Origin of the sequence: Luteimonas changyuni (genome assembly GCF_039548395.1) — a bacterium.
GTDB lineage: Bacteria > Pseudomonadota > Gammaproteobacteria > Xanthomonadales > Xanthomonadaceae > Luteimonas.
In genome coordinates, this window is sequence record NZ_JBCLUZ010000025.1 from 1 (window position 1) to 15,868 (window position 15,868).

The 15,868-nt window shown below is 70.7% G+C and carries 13 protein-coding genes; 6 read left to right on the forward strand and 7 right to left on the reverse strand.

Going from position 1 to position 15,868, the window contains the following annotated elements; translation table 11 throughout:
• Nucleotides 1-70 precede the first annotated feature (70 nt).
• Nucleotides 71-1,303 (reverse strand): phosphoglycerate dehydrogenase, encoded by a 1,233-nt coding sequence (gene serA, locus WCD84_RS09900; protein WP_343281259.1) that lies wholly within the window; start codon nt 1,301-1,303, stop codon nt 71-73.
• A 120-nt stretch (nt 1,304-1,423) separates the two neighbouring features.
• Here serA and WCD84_RS09905 point away from each other — a divergent pair, with 120 nt between their 5' ends.
• The 3 genes from WCD84_RS09905 to WCD84_RS09915 are packed head-to-tail and all read left to right on the forward strand — an operon-like array spanning nt 1,424 to nt 5,189.
• Nucleotides 1,424-2,827 carry an FAD-binding oxidoreductase gene (locus tag WCD84_RS09905; protein WP_343281260.1) on the forward strand — a complete coding sequence of 468 codons (1,404 nt, stop codon included), beginning with the start codon at nt 1,424-1,426 and terminating at the stop codon, nt 2,825-2,827.
• Complete coding sequence (locus WCD84_RS09910) at nt 2,824-3,138, forward strand: DUF2388 domain-containing protein (protein ID WP_343281261.1); 315 nt, start codon at nt 2,824-2,826, stop codon at nt 3,136-3,138. The genes WCD84_RS09905 and WCD84_RS09910 overlap by 4 nt, the downstream gene beginning before the upstream one ends.
• 44 nt (nt 3,139-3,182) lie before the next feature.
• Nucleotides 3,183-5,189 carry a DUF7844 domain-containing protein gene (locus tag WCD84_RS09915; protein ID WP_343281262.1) on the forward strand — a complete coding sequence of 669 codons (2,007 nt, stop codon included), beginning with the start codon at nt 3,183-3,185 and terminating at the stop codon, nt 5,187-5,189.
• Nucleotides 5,190-5,265: 76 nt separating this feature from the next.
• Here the strand turns inward: WCD84_RS09915 and yeiP are convergent, their stop codons facing one another.
• The 6 genes from yeiP to WCD84_RS09945 all read right to left on the reverse strand — a co-directional run bounded on the left by yeiP (nt 5,266) and on the right by WCD84_RS09945 (nt 13,294).
• A complete protein-coding gene (gene yeiP / locus WCD84_RS09920) occupies nt 5,266-5,832 on the reverse strand; it encodes an elongation factor P-like protein YeiP (RefSeq protein WP_343281263.1) in 567 nt (188 codons plus the stop codon).
• Nucleotides 5,833-5,842: 10 nt separating this feature from the next.
• Nucleotides 5,843-6,613 (reverse strand): SDR family NAD(P)-dependent oxidoreductase, encoded by a 771-nt coding sequence (locus tag WCD84_RS09925; protein ID WP_343281264.1) that lies wholly within the window; start codon nt 6,611-6,613, stop codon nt 5,843-5,845.
• 187 nt (nt 6,614-6,800) lie between these two features.
• The gene (locus WCD84_RS09930) at nt 6,801-9,416 is read right to left on the reverse strand and encodes a sensor domain-containing protein (RefSeq protein WP_343281265.1); all 2,616 of its coding nucleotides are present in this window, start codon (nt 9,414-9,416) and stop codon (nt 6,801-6,803) included.
• Nucleotides 9,413-10,312, reverse strand: a complete 900-nt coding sequence (locus WCD84_RS09935) for a hydroxymethylglutaryl-CoA lyase (RefSeq protein WP_343254093.1) — start codon at nt 10,310-10,312, stop codon at nt 9,413-9,415. Before WCD84_RS09935 ends, WCD84_RS09930 begins: the two co-directional genes overlap by 4 nt.
• 1 nt (nt 10,313) lies before the next feature.
• The gene (locus WCD84_RS09940) at nt 10,314-12,320 is read right to left on the reverse strand and encodes an acetyl/propionyl/methylcrotonyl-CoA carboxylase subunit alpha (RefSeq protein WP_343281266.1); all 2,007 of its coding nucleotides are present in this window, start codon (nt 12,318-12,320) and stop codon (nt 10,314-10,316) included.
• Nucleotides 12,321-12,511: 191 nt separating this feature from the next.
• Nucleotides 12,512-13,294 (reverse strand): enoyl-CoA hydratase-related protein, encoded by a 783-nt coding sequence (locus tag WCD84_RS09945; protein ID WP_343281267.1) that lies wholly within the window; start codon nt 13,292-13,294, stop codon nt 12,512-12,514.
• A gap of 85 nt (nt 13,295-13,379) precedes the next feature.
• Between WCD84_RS09945 and WCD84_RS09950 the strand changes: the two genes are divergently transcribed.
• The 3 genes from WCD84_RS09950 to WCD84_RS09960 are packed head-to-tail and all read left to right on the forward strand — an operon-like array spanning nt 13,380 to nt 15,738.
• Entirely contained in the window at nt 13,380-13,628 is a 249-nt protein-coding gene (locus WCD84_RS09950) for a FeoA family protein (protein WP_343281268.1), read from the forward strand.
• Nucleotides 13,625-15,505: a ferrous iron transporter B gene (feoB, locus tag WCD84_RS09955; RefSeq protein ID WP_343281269.1), complete on the forward strand. Its 1,881-nt coding sequence runs from the start codon at nt 13,625-13,627 to the stop codon at nt 15,503-15,505. Before WCD84_RS09950 ends, feoB begins: the two co-directional genes overlap by 4 nt.
• Nucleotides 15,505-15,738, forward strand: a complete 234-nt coding sequence (locus WCD84_RS09960) for a DUF6587 family protein (protein WP_343281270.1) — start codon at nt 15,505-15,507, stop codon at nt 15,736-15,738. The genes feoB and WCD84_RS09960 overlap by 1 nt, the downstream gene beginning before the upstream one ends.
• Nucleotides 15,739-15,868 lie beyond the last annotated feature (130 nt).

Sequence of the window (15,868 nt, forward strand, 5' to 3'; positions counted from 1 at the left end):
CCTGTGGGAGCGGCTATAGCCGCGATGCCCCCGCCAGGCTGTATCGCGGCTATAGCCGCTCCCACAGAATCTAATAGAGGATGCGCGTGCGCAGCGTGCCGGTGACCTCGGCCAGCTGCGCGCGCAGCGCATCCGCCTGCCCGGGTGTCGCGGCGACATCGATCACCACGTAGCCGACGTTGGCGTCGGTGCGCAGGTACTGGCCGTCGATGTTGAGCCCGGCCTGCGAGAACACCTCGTTGACCTGCACCAGCACGCCCGGCACGTTGCGGTGGATGTGCAGGATGCGCTGGCTGCCCTCGTGGCCCGGCAGGGTGACTTCGGGGAAGTTGACCGCCGACAGCGTGCTGCCGTTGTCGCTGTAGCGCACCAGCTTGGCCGCGACCTCCAGCCCGATGTTGTCCTGCGCCTCCAGCGTGCTGCCGCCCACGTGCGGGGTCAGCAGCACGTTGTCGAAGCGGGTCAGCGGGGATTCGAAGGCCTCGTCGTTGCCCTTGGGTTCGACCGGGAATACGTCGATGGCGGCGCCGCCGACGTGGCCGCTTTCGAGCGCGGCGGCCAGCGCGTCGATGTCGACCACCGTTCCGCGCGAGGCATTGACCAGGTGTACGCCGGGCTTCATCGCCGCAAGCTCGGTGGCGCCGATCATCATCCGCGTGGCCGGCGTCTCGGGCACGTGCAGGGTGACCACGTCGGCGCGCGCGAGCAGGTCATCGAGGCCGGCGGCGGCGCGCGCATTGCCAAGCGAGAGCTTGGCTTCGACGTCATGGAACAGCACCCGCATGCCCAGGCCCTCGGCCAGCAGGCCGACCTGGGTGCCGATATGGCCGTAGCCGACGATGCCCAGCGTCTTGCCGCGCACCTCGTGGCTGCCGGTGGCCGACTTCAGCCAGTCGCCGCGCAGGCAGGCGGCGTGGCGCGCGGGCACGCCGCGCATCAGCATGATGGTCTCGGCCAGCACCAGCTCGGCCACGCTGCGGGTGTTGGAGTAGGGCGCGTTGAACACCGGCACGCCCTGGCGGGCGGCAGCCTCCAGGTCGACCTGGTTGGTGCCGATGCAGAAGCAGCCCACCGCCATCAGCCGCCTCGCATCGGCCAGGATCTCGGCCGTCAGCTGCGTGCGCGAGCGGATGCCGATGATGTGCGCTTCGCGGACGCGCTCGCGCAGCATGGCCTCGGGCAGCGAGCCGGCGTGGGTTTCGATGTCGGAATAGCCGGCGTCGCGGAACACCGCCACCGCGCTCGGGCTCAGGCCCTCCAGCAGCAGCACGCGGATGTCCTTGCGGGGATAGGAGGTCTTCATCGGTGGTGGCAGGCCGTTGGCGGTCCCCCAGTGTGCCAGCGGACGGGTGATGCTGCATTGCAGCGCTGGACGCTGGCCGGTCCCGCTGGCAGGCTGCAGCTCCGGCCCGGGCGACTTGCGATGAACGACGCGAAACTCGAATCCCTGCGTGCTGCGGTGCCCGATTTGCGGGTGCTCACCGCGCCCGACGAACTGCTGCACTACGGCCGTGACTGGACGCGGCGCTGGATCCCGGCGCCGCTGGCGATAGCGCTGCCCGGCGACGTCGGACAGGTGCAGGCCGTGCTGCGCTGGGCGACTGCGGAAGGCGTGGCGGTGGTGCCCTCGGGCGGCCGCACGGGCCTGTCCGGAGGTGCGGTCGCAGCGAACGGTGAGCTGGTGCTGAGCCTGGAGCGCATGCGCCGCGTGCTGGCTTTCGACGCGGTCGATCGCACCCTCACCGTCGAGGCCGGCGCAGCGCTGGAGGCCGTCCAGGAGGCCGCGCGCGAACACGGCCTGCAGTACCCGGTCGACTTCGCCGCCCGCGGCTCCTGCACCATCGGCGGCAACATCGCCACCAATGCCGGCGGCATCCGCGTGCTGCGCTACGGCAACACCCGCGAGTGGGTGGCAGGGCTGAAGCTGGTCACCGCCGCCGGCGAGCTGCTGGACCTCAACCGCGGCCTGGTCAAGAACTCCAGCGGCTACGACCTGCGGCATCTGGCGATCGCCTCGGAAGGCACGCTGGGGGTGGTGGTCGAGGCCACGCTGAAGCTGGCGCCGCCGCCGCCGCCGGTGGCGACGCTGTTGCTGGCGCTGCCTTCGTTCGAGGTGCTGGTGCAGGTGTTCCAGGCGCTGCGCGAACGCCTGGCGTTGGAGGCGTTCGAGTTCTTTACCGACATCGCCCTGGCGCACGTCGTCGCGCACGGGGCGCAGCTGCCGTTCGAGCGCGGGTATCCGTACTACGTGGTGCTCGATGCGGCGGCTGCGGGGCCGGACGACGCGCAACTGCTCGAGGCCTTCGCGCATTGCGCGGAGCAGGGCTGGGTGGAGGATGGGGTGGTGGCCCAGTCGCAGGCGCAGGCGGGACAGCTGTGGCGACTGCGCGAGGGCATCACCGAGGCGCTGGCGCCCTTCGTGCCCTACAAGAACGACGTTGCGGTGCGGGTGTCGGCGATGCCGGCCTTCCTTGCCGAGGCGCAGGGACTGCTGGCGGCGGAGTATCCGGACTTCGAGGTTGTCTGGTTCGGGCACATCGGCGATGGCAATCTGCACATCAATGTGCTCAAGCCGGCCGGTCTGGATCAGGACACCTTTGTCGCGCGCTGCGGTGACGTCACCGCGCACTTGGCAGGGCTGGTCCAGCGCCATGCCGGCAGCATCTCCGCGGAGCACGGAATCGGTCTGGTCAAGAAGCCCTACCTGGGCTCGACGCGCAGCGCGGCGGAGATCGCGGTGATGCGTGCGCTGCGGGCAGCGCTTGATCCGGCAGGTATCCTCAACCCCGGAAAGCTTTTCGATCCCCACCCAGGTAACCACGCATGATCCGTATCGTATTTTCCTGCGCGCTCGCGTCCGCGTTCGCGCTCGCCATCGCCGCTCCCGTCCACGCGTCCAGCTTCGCCGGTACGTCCGCGGGCGCGGGGTCCGCGTCCAGTGGGGCTTCGTCGGGCTCGACTTCGGGCAATGACAAGGTCGTGCTGCAGGCGCGCGAGGATGCGGCGGGTTTCGTCGCCAGCGATGGGCGCATTCGAGGGGCGCGGCTGGAGGCGGCGTTGCGCCATCTGCGCGAGCATTCGGTCGAGGCGCGGGCGGCCGGTGACCTCGAGTTGGCGCGGGCGATCCTGGCGCGTTGATTTGGCCCTGCCTTTGCAGGAGCAGCCATAGCTGCGATTCCGCCATGACGCGACGTTTCGCCGAAGGCGCGCGGTACGGCGCGTTGGTCGGGGCTCGCTTGTGCGCGGCCGCGCTGGTGGCAGCGGGTGTGTTGTTGCAGGTGGCAATGCCGGTGTCCGCGCAGTCGGTGAGCCTGGAGCCGGCAGTGGCGCAGCCGGTGGACCTGCAGTTGGAAGGCGCAGGGCCGCAGGCGACTGGGCTCCGGATCGAGCCGGTGTCGGCGCTGTCCGTGTCGGAGGCCGCCGCCACGGAGATGCTGGTGGCCGAAGTGCTGGAGCGCCTGCCGCCGCGTTGGCGCGCGCATGAGCGTGCGCTGCGGCTGTCCTGGCGCGATGACCTGCCGGCGGATGTGCACGGGCGCATCCGGGGAGAACGCATCGCGCTGTCGCGGGTGTTGCTCGACGGCGCGTCGCTGGACAGCACGCCGCCGGAGGGCATCGATGCCGTGCCGCGCGCGGCCGTGGCGGCGCTGGTGCATGAGCTTGCGCACGACTGGGACCGGGAGCAGGGGCTGTCCCGTGATCCGCGCTTGCTTGACCTGGCAGGTTGGCAGGTGCGTCCGCTGTGGCCGGGGCGCGGCGCGGACAATGCCTTCGGTGAGCGCAGTCCGGATGCATACGAGCTGCATTCGCCGGCGGAATTCGTGGCGGTGAACCTGGAGTACTTCCTGCTCGATCCCGCCTACGCCTGTCGGCGGCCGGCCCTGCACGCGCATTTCGCTGCACACTTCGGCTGGTCACCGGAGGCGCCCGTCTGCGCGGACACGCTGCCCTACGTCGATGCGGGCGCGCTGGCCGATGCCGATGCGGAACCGCTGCTGGAGCTCGACCCTGCACGCGTGGTGGCGGTGGACTATCTGCTGGCCGGCAACGGCGAGGCGATGATGAGCCGCTGGGGGCACACCATGCTGCGCCTGGTGGTCTGTGCGCCGGGCCGGGCGCCGGGGCCGGAGTGTCGCCTGGACCTCGAGCATCATCGCGTGCTGTCGTTCCGGGCGTTCGTGGACGATCTGCAGCTGTCGAGCTGGCGAGGGCTGACGGGTGGCTATCCGTCGCGGCTGTTCGTGCTGCCGCTGCAGCAGGCGGTGGACGAGTACACGCGCGTGGAGCTGCGGCCGCTGGATTCGATCCCGCTGCGTCTTTCGGTCGATGGGATCGCCAGCCTGCTGCGGCGTGCGGCGCACGTGCATTGGAGCTACGACGGGCGCTACCGGTTCATCGGCAACAACTGCGCGGTCGAGACCTGGAAGCTGCTGCATGATGGCCTGCCGCGCGCGGCCGCGGCGGATCTCGACAGCATCACGCCCAAGGGCCTGCTGCGGCGGCTGCGCCGCGCCGGGCTGGTGGATGACGCGCAGGTACCGGCCGATCCCGACGAGGCGCGCAGGCTGGGCTATCGCTTCGAACCCTGGAGTGCGCACTACCAGGCGCTGTACGACACCGCGCGCGAAGGCCTGGGGCTGGAACCGCGCGATGTGGAGGACTGGTTGCGCACGGTGCCTTCGCAGCGTGCCCGGTGGCTGCAGCGGGGCGACATGCGCGTCTCGGCGGCGCTGCTGCTGTTGGAGGAGGCCGCTCTGCGGCGCGAGGAGCAGCGCGCGCGGGATGTGCTCAAGCGACGCATGTTCCAGGCCGGCAGCCAGCGTGCGGCCAGCGCCACGCAGGCGGGTGTGGACGCGGATGCGAGTGCAGGTGCAGGTGCAGATGCGGGTGAAATGCTGCCCCTGCTGACCGAGGCGCTGCGCCAGGGCGGCGTGCTCGCGAGCCCTGCGGCGCTAGTGTCGCTACCGGGTTACGGTTTGCCGCAGGCTGCAGAGCGCGAGCAGGCTCGCGACGGCGCCGGTGAACGCGCCGCCCGCCTGCGTGACCTGGACACGCGCCTGCACGCGGCCGCACGCGATTGGTTGCCGCCTGCGGCGCGCGAATCACTGCAACAGACCGAAGCCAACGTCACCGCCCTCGGCGCGCACCTGCGCGCGCTTCACCAGGCCGAAGGCGGCCTCGACCTGTAGGAGCAGCCATGGCTGCGACCCGGCCAGTCCACCCTTTGGCCAATCCATCGCCCTCCACCTGTGGGAGCGGCGACGATCAGTCGGCGCGGCCGGAGAACTCTCCGCTGGTGGTGTTGACCAGCACGCGCTCGCCGTTGGCGATGTACTCGGGCACCTGGATTTCCAGGCCGGTCGAGAGCCGCGCCGGCTTCGGACGCTTGGTGGCGGTGCCGCCCTTGAGCTCCGGCGGCGTTTCAACGACCTCCAGCGACACCGTCTGCGGCAGCTGCACCGCGATCGGCATGTCGTCGATGATCTGCACGAAGCAGCCACCGAGTCCGTCGCTGATGTAGCCGGCATCGTCGCCGACCACGTCGGGGTCGAGGGTATAGGGCGTGAAGTCCTCGTCGTCCATGAACACGAAGGCCTCGCCGTCCCTGTACGAGAAGCTGGCCTGGCGGCGCAGCAGCTCGACTTCCTTCAGCTCGTCATCGCCGTCGAACGAGGCGTCGGTCTTGTTGCCGCCAGGCACGCTGTACATGGTGAAGCGGAAGCGCACGTTGCCGCCGCGGCCCTGCGGCGAGCTGCGGTCGATGTCGCGCACCTGGTAGACGGTGCCGTTGTGCTCGACCACGTTGCCCTTCTTGACGTCGTAAGCCTTCATTGCCGGATCCTTATCGGGGTGCGAGGCGCACGGCGCCGTCGAGGCGGATGGTCTCGCCGTTGATGTAGCGGTTGCCGGCGATGTACGCGACCACGTCGGCGAATTCTTCCGGGCGGCCCAGCCGCGAGGGGAAGGGGATCGAGGCCGACAGCGACTGCTGCACCTCCTCGGGCATGCCTTCCATCATCGGCGTCCAGAAGATGCCCGGCGCGATGGTGTTGACGCGGATGCCGAAGCGGGCGAGTTCGCGCGCCATCGGCAGCGTCATGCCGACCACGCCACCCTTCGACGCCGAGTACGCCGCCTGGCCGATCTGGCCTTCGTAGGCCGCGACCGAGGCGGTGTTGATGATCACGCCGCGCTCGCCGTCTTCGCCCGGCGCGCTGTGCTGCATCAGCGCGGCGCCGGCCTTGGCGACGTTGAAGCTGCCGACCAGGTTGACCATCACCGTCGACTGGAAGCGGCCCAGCGGCATCGCGCCGTCGCGGCCGAGCACGCGGCCGGCGCCGAGGATGCCGGCGCAGTTGACGACCATGTTCAGACCGCCGAGGAACGCCTTGGCCGCATCGACGTTCGTGACCACGGCCTCTTCGCTGCTGACGTCGGTGCTGAAGTAGCGCGCATTGGCTTCGCCCAGCGTCGCGATCGCGGCCGCGCCCTTGTCGTCGTTGACGTCGAACAGGGCGACCTTGCCGCCATCGGCGACGATGCGGGTGGCAACGGCGAGGCCGAGGCCGGAGACGCCGCCGGTGACGACGGCGCGGATCGAATCTGCTTGCATGGCGGTCCCGGAGATAGCGGAAACCGTGGATTTTACCGGACTGCGGCACGCCACGACCGGGCCTGCTTTTGTGGGAGCAGCCACGGCCGCGATTGCCTTTCTGGGAGCAGCCACGCGCGATTGCTTTTGTGGGAGCGGCTATAGCCGCGATTGCCACGGCAGCGCGCCATCGCGGCTATAGCCGCTCCTACAGGTCTGTCGTTGTCTGGTTGCTTGTCTGGCCGACGGCAGCCTGGCGTTCCCGGCCGGTGCGAAGGCGCTCCGCGAACTCGTCCGGCGGCAGCCCCGGGGCGAACAGGAAGCCCTGGCCTACCGGCACGCCGAGGTCGAGCAGGAAGCTGCGCTGCTCCCTGGTCTCGATGCCCTCGGCCACCAGCCCCAGGCCGAGGCTGCGGGCGATGCCGGCCACCGCCTGGCAGACGGCGACGTCGGACTGGTTGCGCGGCACGCCGGCCACGAACAGCTGGCTCAGCTTCAGGCCCTGGATCGGCAGGCGGCGCAGGTAGTTGAGCGCGCTGTAGCCCTCGCCGAAATCATCGATGGCCAAGGTCACGCCCAGCGCGCGCAGGGTCGCGAAGTTGCCCACGGTTTCCGGCGCGTCCTCGATCAGCACCCGCTCGGTGAACTCCAGCTCGAGCGCAGAGCCGGGCAGCCCGAATTCGCGCAGCAGGCCTTTCACGGACGCCACAAGGTCACTGCCCAGCAGCTGCCGGTAGGACACGTTCACCGCCATGCGCACGATGCCGAGGCCGTCGTCGCGCCAGGCCGCGACCTGGCGGCAGGCTTCGCGCAGCACCCAGTGGCCGATGCGCACGATGTCGCCGGTGCCCTCTGCCTGGGCGATGAAATGGTCCGGGCGCATTTCGCCCAGGCACTGGTTGCGCCAGCGGATCAGCGCCTCGGCGCCGACGATGCGTCCGCTGTGCAGCTCGACCTGCGGCTGGTAGACCAGGTGGAACTCGTCGTTGTCGGCGGCGTGGCGCAGCTGGGTCTCGAACTGCAGCCGCTCGCGCTGCGACTGCGCCAGCGCCGGCGTGTACGACAGCCGGCCGTTGCGCGTGCGCCGCTTGCTTTCGTACATCGCCGCATCGGCGTGCTGGATCAGCGACTGGGTGTCGGTGCCGTCCTGCGGCGAGCGCGCGATGCCGATGCTGGCGGTGACCACGAACTCGTCCTTGTCGAAGCCGAAGCCCACCGAAAAGGCTTCGAGGATCGCGTCGGCGAGGCGCTCGGGGCGCCCCTGGTCTCCGCCGCAGTCGCAGGCGACCAGGAACTCGTCGCCGCCGAAGCGCGCGATCAGGCCCTGGTCGCCCACGGCCGCGCGCAGGCGGCCGGCAGCCGCGGCCAGCAGGATGTCGCCGGCGGCATGGCCGAGCACGTCGTTGACCAGCTTGAAGCGGTCCAGGTCGATGTACAGCACCGCCACCGGGGCCAGGTCGGTGCCGCCGAGGTGGGTGGCGATCTCCTCCAGCATGGCGTCGCGGTTGAGCAGTCCGGTAAGCGGATCGCTGCGCGCCAGCACGCGCAGGGTCTGCTCGCCGTGCTTGCTGGTGGTGATGTCCTGCAGGGTGCCGGTGACCCGCGCCTTGCCGGCCACGCCGGAGCCGCTTTCGCCGATCACGCGCACCCAGAACGCAGCGCCGTCGGCACGCGCGCCTTCCAGGTCGAGTTCGAAACCGGTGCCGTCGCTGGAGGTGTCCAGCGCGCTGCGCAACCGGTCGGCATCGGCCTGCTGCAGGCACGCCATCACCGCGTCCATGGACGCCGGGCGCTGCGCCTGCGACAGGATGTGCGCGGCTTCGTCGGTGAGGTAGAGCCGGCCGCTTGCGCGATCCCATTCCCAGCCGCCGATGCTGGCCAGCGACTGCACGCGGTCGAACAGGGCGCTGTCGCGCTTGAGCTCGGTGACGTCGGAAAACATCGACAGCACCTGGTCGGGGCTGTCGGCACCGGCGGCGAAGTGCGGGACCGCCGTCACCGACAGCCACAGCAGGCGCCGGCGCAGGCGGTGGTAGAGGCCGATGAGGGTGTTGCCCACCAGCCGCCCCTCGCGCAGCGCGCGCATCGCGGGGAATTCCGACATCGGCATCTCGCTGCCGTCGGCGCGCAGCAGCATCCAGTGTGCCGGCAGGCTGCCGTCGCGCGGCACCCGCTCGCCCTGGTTCAGGGAAAGTATCCGCAGGGCCGCGGTGTTGGCATGCAGCACCGCCGCGTCCGCCGCCTGGATGACGATGCCCTTGTCCATCACCTCCATCAGGTCGTGGTAGCGCGCCTCCGCTTCGCGACGCCGGCTGAGGTCGCGCGCCACGGCCACGACGCAGCGCTGGCCCTCGTGGTCGAAGCCGGCCGAATGCACTTCAACCGGGAAGCGGGTGCCGTCGGCGCGCATGTTGCTGACCTCGATGACGAAGGTGTCGCCGCGGTCCAGCGCCTCCAGCACCGGCGTCATGTGGTCTTCGGGCAGGTCGGGATTGAGCACGTGGATCGGCTGGCCGACGATCTCGTGGCGCGGGCGGCGATAGGCCGCCATGCCGGCCTTGTTGAGATCGACCACGGTGCCCTCCGCGCTGATGACGCTGACCGGGTCGGGCACGGCGTCGAAGAGGGCGCGGTAGCGCAGCTGCGCATGCTGGGCGTCGGCGCTGGTCGCGCGCAGCGCCGCGGCGGCCTCGCGCAACAGGGCGCGCGCGCGTTCGGGAATGAGGGGGTCGCCGGCGGCGGCATCCAGGGCGTCCAGGACCTGCGCGTTGGCACCGTCGGCTGATGGCTGCGCGGGCGGATCCGGCGGCCGCGACCTGTTCACTGCGCGGACAGCGCCCTGGCAACTTTGCTGCCGGTAGCGCGGCCGAGGATGCCGGACAGCCAGGTCCCGGTGTCGGCCAGCGCATCCAGGTCGACTCCCGTCTCCACGCCAAGCCCCTGCAGCATGTAGACCAGGTCCTCGGTGGCGAGGTTGCCGCTGGCGCCCTTGGCGTAGGGGCAGCCGCCCGTGCCGGAGACCGCGGCGTCGACCACCGCCACGCCTTCTTCGAGGCAGGCAAGCACGTTGGCCAGCGCCTGGCCGAAGGTGTCGTGGAAGTGCACGGCAAGTGCCGGCATCGGCACTTCGGCGGCCACGGCCAGCAGCATGTCGCGCGCCTTGCCGGGCGTGCCGACGCCGATGGTGTCGCCCAGGGAGATCTCGTAGCAGCCCATCGCATGCAGCGCCCGCGCCACCCGCACCACGTCGGCCAGGGGTACCGCGCCCTGGTAGGGGCAGCCGAGCACGGTGGACACATAGCCGCGCACGCGCACGCCGTCGGCGCGGGCGCGCTCGAGCACCGGCGCGAAGCGCGCAAGCGATTCGTCGATGCCGGCGTTGGTGTTGCGCCGGTTGAACGCCTCGGAGGCCGCGGTGAACACCGCCACTTCGTCGGCACCGGCGGCATGGGCGCGCTCGTAGCCCTGCAGGTTGGGCACCAGCACCGGGTAGCCCACGCCGTCGCGGCGGCTGATGCCGGCGTAGACCTCGGCGGCATCGGCCAGCTGCGGGACCCACTTGGGGCTGACGAAGCTGGTCGCTTCCACGGTCTGCAGCCCGGTGGCGGACAGCCGGTCGATCAGCTCGATCTTGTCCGCGGTGGAAACCATCGCGGACTCGTTCTGGAGCCCGTCGCGCGGACCCACCTCGACGATGCGCACCTGCCGGGGACGTGCCACCTCAGTCTTCCAGGGTGACCAGCACGGCGTCGGCCTCGACGAAGTCGCCTTCGCCGGCAAGCAGCTCCAGAACCACGCCATCGCGCGGGGCCTTGAGCGCAAGTTCCATCTTCATCGCTTCCATCACCAGCAGTTCCTGTCCTTCGCTGACGTGCTCGCCGGGCTTCACCCTGGTGACCACGATACGCCCGGGCATCGGCGCCGCAACCCGGTTGCCACCGCCGGTTTCACCGCCGCGCGTGGCCTCGTAGGCGCCGATCCGCTCGAAGCGCCAGCGCCGGCGCCCGTCATGGACGAGCACGGCAGCGCCATCGATATCGACCGGGAAACGCAGGCCCCGGCCGTTGAAACGTGCTTGCAGGACTCCAGAGGCCATCGTCGCGCCTTCGACGCCAAGCGTCCCGGCATCCTCGAATTCGATCCGGTAGTCGCCGGCGGCGCCGTGCGCGACCGCAACGTGGCGTGCATCGCCCTCTCCCAGCACCAGCCGGCGCAGGCCGGCGTGGCCCAGGCGCCAGCCGTCGGCGATGGCCCAGGGCGAGCCGGGGTCGGCGCTGCCGGCGGCGGCGCAGCGGGCTTCGGCCTCGGCGGCGAGCAGCATCGCCACCGCCGCGGCGGTGCGGGCGTCGGCGTGGCCCTGGACGTCGCCGTCGTCGCCGATGAACTCGCCCAGGTGCCGGTCCAGGTAGCCGGTATCAATGCGCCCCTCGACCACGGCCGGATGCCGCGCCAGGCGCTCGAGGAAGGCGATGTTCGACTTCGGCCCCTCGATCACGCAGGCCGCCAGCGCCGTCCGCAGCCGCGCCAGCGCGCCGTCGCGGTCGGCGGCATGGACGATCAGCTTGGCGATCATCGGGTCGTAGAAGATCGTGACCACGTCACCCTCGACCACGCCCGAGTCGATGCGCACGCCGTCGGCGTCGCGCGGCAGGCGCAGGCGCTGCAGGCGACCGGAGCCGGGCAGGAAGCCGGCGTCGGGATCCTCCGCGTACAGGCGCACTTCGATCGCATGGCCGCGCCGCGGCACCTCGTCCTGGGCCAGGGGCAGCGGTTCGCCGGCGGCCACGCGCAGCTGCCATTCGACCAGGTCGAGCCCGGTCACCATCTCGGTCACCGGATGTTCGACCTGCAGCCGCGTGTTGATCTCCATGAAGAAGAACTCGCCCGACGGCGCGACGATGAACTCCACCGTGCCGGCGTTCTGGTAGCCGATCGCGCGCGCGGCCAGCACCGCGGCCTCGCCCATGCGCGCGCGCAGCTCCGGGGTCAGGAACGGCGAAGGCGCTTCTTCCAGCACCTTCTGGTAGCGGCGCTGCGCCGAGCACTCGCGCTCGTTGAGATGGATCGTGTTGCCCTGCGAATCCGCGAACACCTGGATCTCGATGTGCCGCGGCGACTCGATGTAGCGCTCAAGCAGCACCCGGTCGCGGCCGAAGGCGTTGCGCGCCTCGCGCTGGCAGCTTTCCAGCGCCGGCAGGAATTCGTCGGCCGCGCGCACGATGCGCATGCCCTTGCCGCCGCCGCCGAACGCGGCCTTGATCATCAGCGGGAAGCCGACGCGCCCGGCCTCGCGCGCCAGGAGCTCCGGCGACTGGTCCTCGCCGGTGTAGCCCGGCACCACGGGCACGCCCGCCGCCGCCATCAGGTCCTTGGCGCCGGCCTTGCTGCCCATGCGCCGCATCGAGTCCGCCTTCGGCCCGATGAACACCATGCCCGCGGCCTCGACCGCATCGGCGAAGTCGGCGTTCTCGCTCAGGAAGCCGTAGCCGGGATGGATCGCCTGCGCGCCGCTGGCCAGCGCCGCGGCGATGATCGCGTCGCCGCGCAGGTAGCTGTCCTGCGGCCGCGGCCCGCCGATCGGATAGGCCTCGTCGGCCAGCTTTACATGCTGCGCGTCGGCATCGGCCTCCGAGTACACCGCCACGGTGGCGATGCCCATGCGGCGGGCGGTGCGGATGACGCGGCAGGCGATTTCGCCGCGGTTGGCGATCAGGATTTTCGAGAGCATTTTTTTGGCTGCGGATTTGCGCGGATTACGCGGATCAGGCTGAGGAGTCTATGAGAAAACGCGGCGACGGAAGTCGGGACGGGGAGCGAAGTCGAGCAGGAGGCCGACACCTGCCGCTCCGCGCGCAGTTCGCAGTCATGCAGCAGGATCCGCGTAATCCGCGCGGATCCGTGGTCAAGAAGCGCTTGCCTTCAGTCGACCCAGCCGGGTTTGCGCTTGTCGAGGAACGCCGCCAGGCCCTCCTGGCCTTCGGCGGACACGCGCAGGGCGGCGATGAGCGCGGCGTTGTCATGATCGAGGCGGTCGCGGTCGGTGGCCGCGGCGGCTTCGCGGACCAGGCGCTTGGCGTCGGCCGACGCGTGCGGCGCGGCCTTGAGGAGGAGGGCGATCTGGCGGTCGATGGCGGCATCCAGCGCATCCGCCGGCACGACCGCGTGCAGCAGGCCGATGCGCAACGCTTCCGCGGCATCGAATACCTCGGCCGTGGCGAAATAGCGGCGGGCGTTGCGGGCGCCGATGGCGGTGATGACGTAGGGCGAGATCACCGCCGGCAGCAGGCCCAGGCGGCTTTCGGTCAGGCCGAACTTCGCGTCCGGCACGCCGATGGCGATGTCGCAGCAGGCCACCAGGCCCACGCCGCCGCCGAAGGCCGCGCCGTGCACGCGCGCGACCGTGGGCTTGGGCAGCGCGTCCAGGGTGCGCATCAGCCTGGCCAGGCGCAGCGAATCTTCGCGGTTTGCGGCTTCGCCCGCGGCCGCCATGCCGCGCATCCAGTTGAGGTCGGCACCCGCCGAAAACGAGGCGCCGGCGCCTTCGAGGACCACGACGCGCACCGAATGGTCGTCGCCCAGGTCCTCGAGGGCCGCCGTCAGCTCGGCGATCAGGACGTCGTCGAAGGCGTTGTGCACGGCAGGGCGGTCCAGGCACAGGCGGGCGATCGCACCGTCGCGGGCAAGGGTCAGGCTGGATGGCATCGGTGGCTCCCCGGGGCAAAAAACAATGATAGCCGTGGCCCGGAGCTGCGCTATGATGAGAACAGTTCCCATTTGGACCCCGCCCTTGAGGCTGACAGAACTTCCGCGCCGGGTCCGTGGCGTGGTCGCGCGCGTCGAGGCGCGTTCGGACAATGACGCCACCGCACGCCGGCTGCGCGACCTCGGGTTCGTGGCCGGCGAGGAGGTCAGGATCACCGCGACCGGCCCCTTCGGCGCCGAGCCGCTGCTGGTGCAGGTCGGCTATACGCGCTTCGCGCTGAGGCGCGAGGAAGCCGCGCGCGTGGTGCTGGCCGATGCAGGCGCAAGGGCGTGAGCGGCCTCGCGCAGGCGGTGCCGCGGCTGGCCCTGGTCGGCAACCCCAACTGCGGCAAGACCGCACTGTTCAACCAGCTCACCGGCAGCCGGCAGAAGGTGGCCAACTACGCCGGGGTCACCGTCGAGCGCAAGGAGGGCCGCCTGCTTGCGCCGTCCGGCCGCGCCTACGCGGTGCTGGACCTGCCCGGTACCTACAGCCTGGTGCCTTCAAGCCTGGACGAGGCGATCACGCGCGATCTCTGCCGCGGCTTCTATCCCGGCGAGCCCGCGCCCGATGTCATCGTCTGCGTGGTCGACGCCACCAACCTGCGCCTGCACCTGCGCTTCGCGCTCGAGGTGCGCGAGCTGGGCGTGCCGATGGTGCTGGCGCTGAACATGGTCGACGTGGCCCGGCGCCGCGGCGTGCGCATCGACCGCGCCGCGCTTGAAGCCGAGCTCGGGGTGGCGGTGGTCGAGACGGTGGCCGTGCGCCAGGACGGCACCGCTGCGCTGGTCGAGCGGATCGAAGCGATGGCGCAGGCCCCGCACGCCCCCGGCAAGCGCCTGGGCGACGCGGATGCGCCAGTCGGCGAGGACGCGCTGCACGCCGAAACCCGCCGCCTGCTGGCGCTGGCGGTCGGCATGCCCACGCGCACCGCGCAGATCGACGACACGCTCGACCGCTGGCTGCTGCACCCGGTGTTCGGACTGCTGACGCTGTCGGTGGTGATGTTCCTGATCTTCCAGGCGGTGTACGCCTGGGCGACGCCGGCGATGGACCTGATCGAGTCCGGCAGCGCGTGGCTGGGCGCGACGGTGGGCGGGGCCATGCCCGACGGGCCGCTGCGCAGCCTGCTGGTCGACGGCATCATCGCCGGGCTGGGCGGCGTGGTCGTGTTCCTGCCGCAGATCCTGGTGCTGTTCGCCTTCATCCTGGCGCTGGAGGAGTCCGGCTACCTGCCGCGCGCGGCCTTCCTGCTTGACCGCATGATGGCGGCGGCGGGCCTGTCCGGGCGCTCCTTCATCCCGCTGCTTTCGAGCTTCGCCTGCGCGGTGCCCGGCATCATGTCCACGCGCTCCATCCAGGACCCGCGCGACCGCATTGCCACGATCATGGTCGCGCCGCTGATGACCTGCTCGGCGCGGCTGCCGGTGTACGCGCTGCTGATCGGCGCCTTCATCCCGCAGCAGCAGGTGGGCGGCATGTTCAACCTGCAGGGGCTGGTGCTGTTCGGCCTGTACATGGCCGGGATCCTGAGCGCGCTGGCGGTGTCGTGGGCGATGAAGCGCTGGCGTCGCGACCAGCGCGAACACCCGCTGATGCTCGAGCTGCCGTCGTACCGGCTGCCGCATCCGCGCGATCTTCTGATCGGGCTGTACGAGCGCGGGATGATCTTCCTCAAGCGCGTGGGCGGCATCATCTTCGCGCTGACGGTGCTGCTGTGGGTGCTGCTGTCGTTTCCGGCGGCGCCGGCGGACGCGGTGGGGCCGGCAATCGACTACAGCTTCGCCGGCCGCATCGGCCATGCGCTGGCCGTGGTGTTCGCGCCGATCGGCTTCAACTGGCAGATCTGCATCGCGCTGATCCCGGGGCTGGCGGCGCGCGAGGTGGCGGTGTCGTCGCTGGCCACGGTGTATGCGCTGTCGGCGGCGAACGACGATGCCGCGAGCGAGGCGCTGCTGCCGATCATCAGCGACGGCTGGTCGCTCGCCACCGGGCTGTCGCTGCTGGTGTGGTTCATCTACGCGCCGCAGTGCATCGCGACCTGGGCGGCGATCCGGCGCGAGACCGGGTCGTGGGCGTTGATGGCCGCGAACGCGGGACTGCTGTTCGGCCTGGCCTACCTGGCGTCCCTGGTTACCTACCAGGTTGCCGCAGCGCTGGGCGCGGGCTGATGGATGCCGGGCTGGCGCTGCAGTACGCGGTGGTCGCGGCGGTGGTCGCGCTCAGCGCCTGGATGGTGCTGCGCCGGCAGTTCCCCGCCGCCGCGCGGCGCCTGCGCGTGGCGGTGGCAATTCCCCTGGTGCGCGAAGGAAAGCCGCGATGGATGCGGACGATCGGCCGGCGGATTGCGCCCCCGGTGACGCAAGGCGGAAAGGGCTGCGGAGCGTGTGGCGGCTGCGATTGAGCTCCGCCCCCCCCCTGTAGGAGCAGCTATAGCTGCGATAGCTGCGATTGGTGAACCTCGACCTTCCCCGATCGCAGCCATGGCTGCTCCCACAGGTGGCTGACAGGCCTTTCGCAGCCATGGCTACCAT

What these genes read in the sequence shown, in the direction of transcription:
- serA (WP_343281259.1), bottom strand. Translation starts at nt 1,303, where the DNA reads ATGAAGACCTCCTATCCCCGCAAGGACATCCGCGTGCTGCTGCTGGAG.
- WCD84_RS09905 (WP_343281260.1), top strand. Translation starts at nt 1,424, where the DNA reads ATGAACGACGCGAAACTCGAATCCCTGCGTGCTGCGGTGCCCGATTTG.
- WCD84_RS09910 (WP_343281261.1), top strand. Translation starts at nt 2,824, where the DNA reads ATGATCCGTATCGTATTTTCCTGCGCGCTCGCGTCCGCGTTCGCGCTC.
- WCD84_RS09915 (WP_343281262.1), top strand. Translation starts at nt 3,183, where the DNA reads ATGACGCGACGTTTCGCCGAAGGCGCGCGGTACGGCGCGTTGGTCGGG.
- yeiP (WP_343281263.1), bottom strand. Translation starts at nt 5,832, where the DNA reads ATGAAGGCTTACGACGTCAAGAAGGGCAACGTGGTCGAGCACAACGGC.
- WCD84_RS09925 (WP_343281264.1), bottom strand. Translation starts at nt 6,613, where the DNA reads ATGCAAGCAGATTCGATCCGCGCCGTCGTCACCGGCGGCGTCTCCGGC.
- WCD84_RS09940 (WP_343281266.1), bottom strand. Translation starts at nt 12,320, where the DNA reads ATGCTCTCGAAAATCCTGATCGCCAACCGCGGCGAAATCGCCTGCCGC.
- WCD84_RS09945 (WP_343281267.1), bottom strand. Translation starts at nt 13,294, where the DNA reads ATGCCATCCAGCCTGACCCTTGCCCGCGACGGTGCGATCGCCCGCCTG.
- WCD84_RS09960 (WP_343281270.1), top strand. Translation starts at nt 15,505, where the DNA reads ATGGATGCCGGGCTGGCGCTGCAGTACGCGGTGGTCGCGGCGGTGGTC.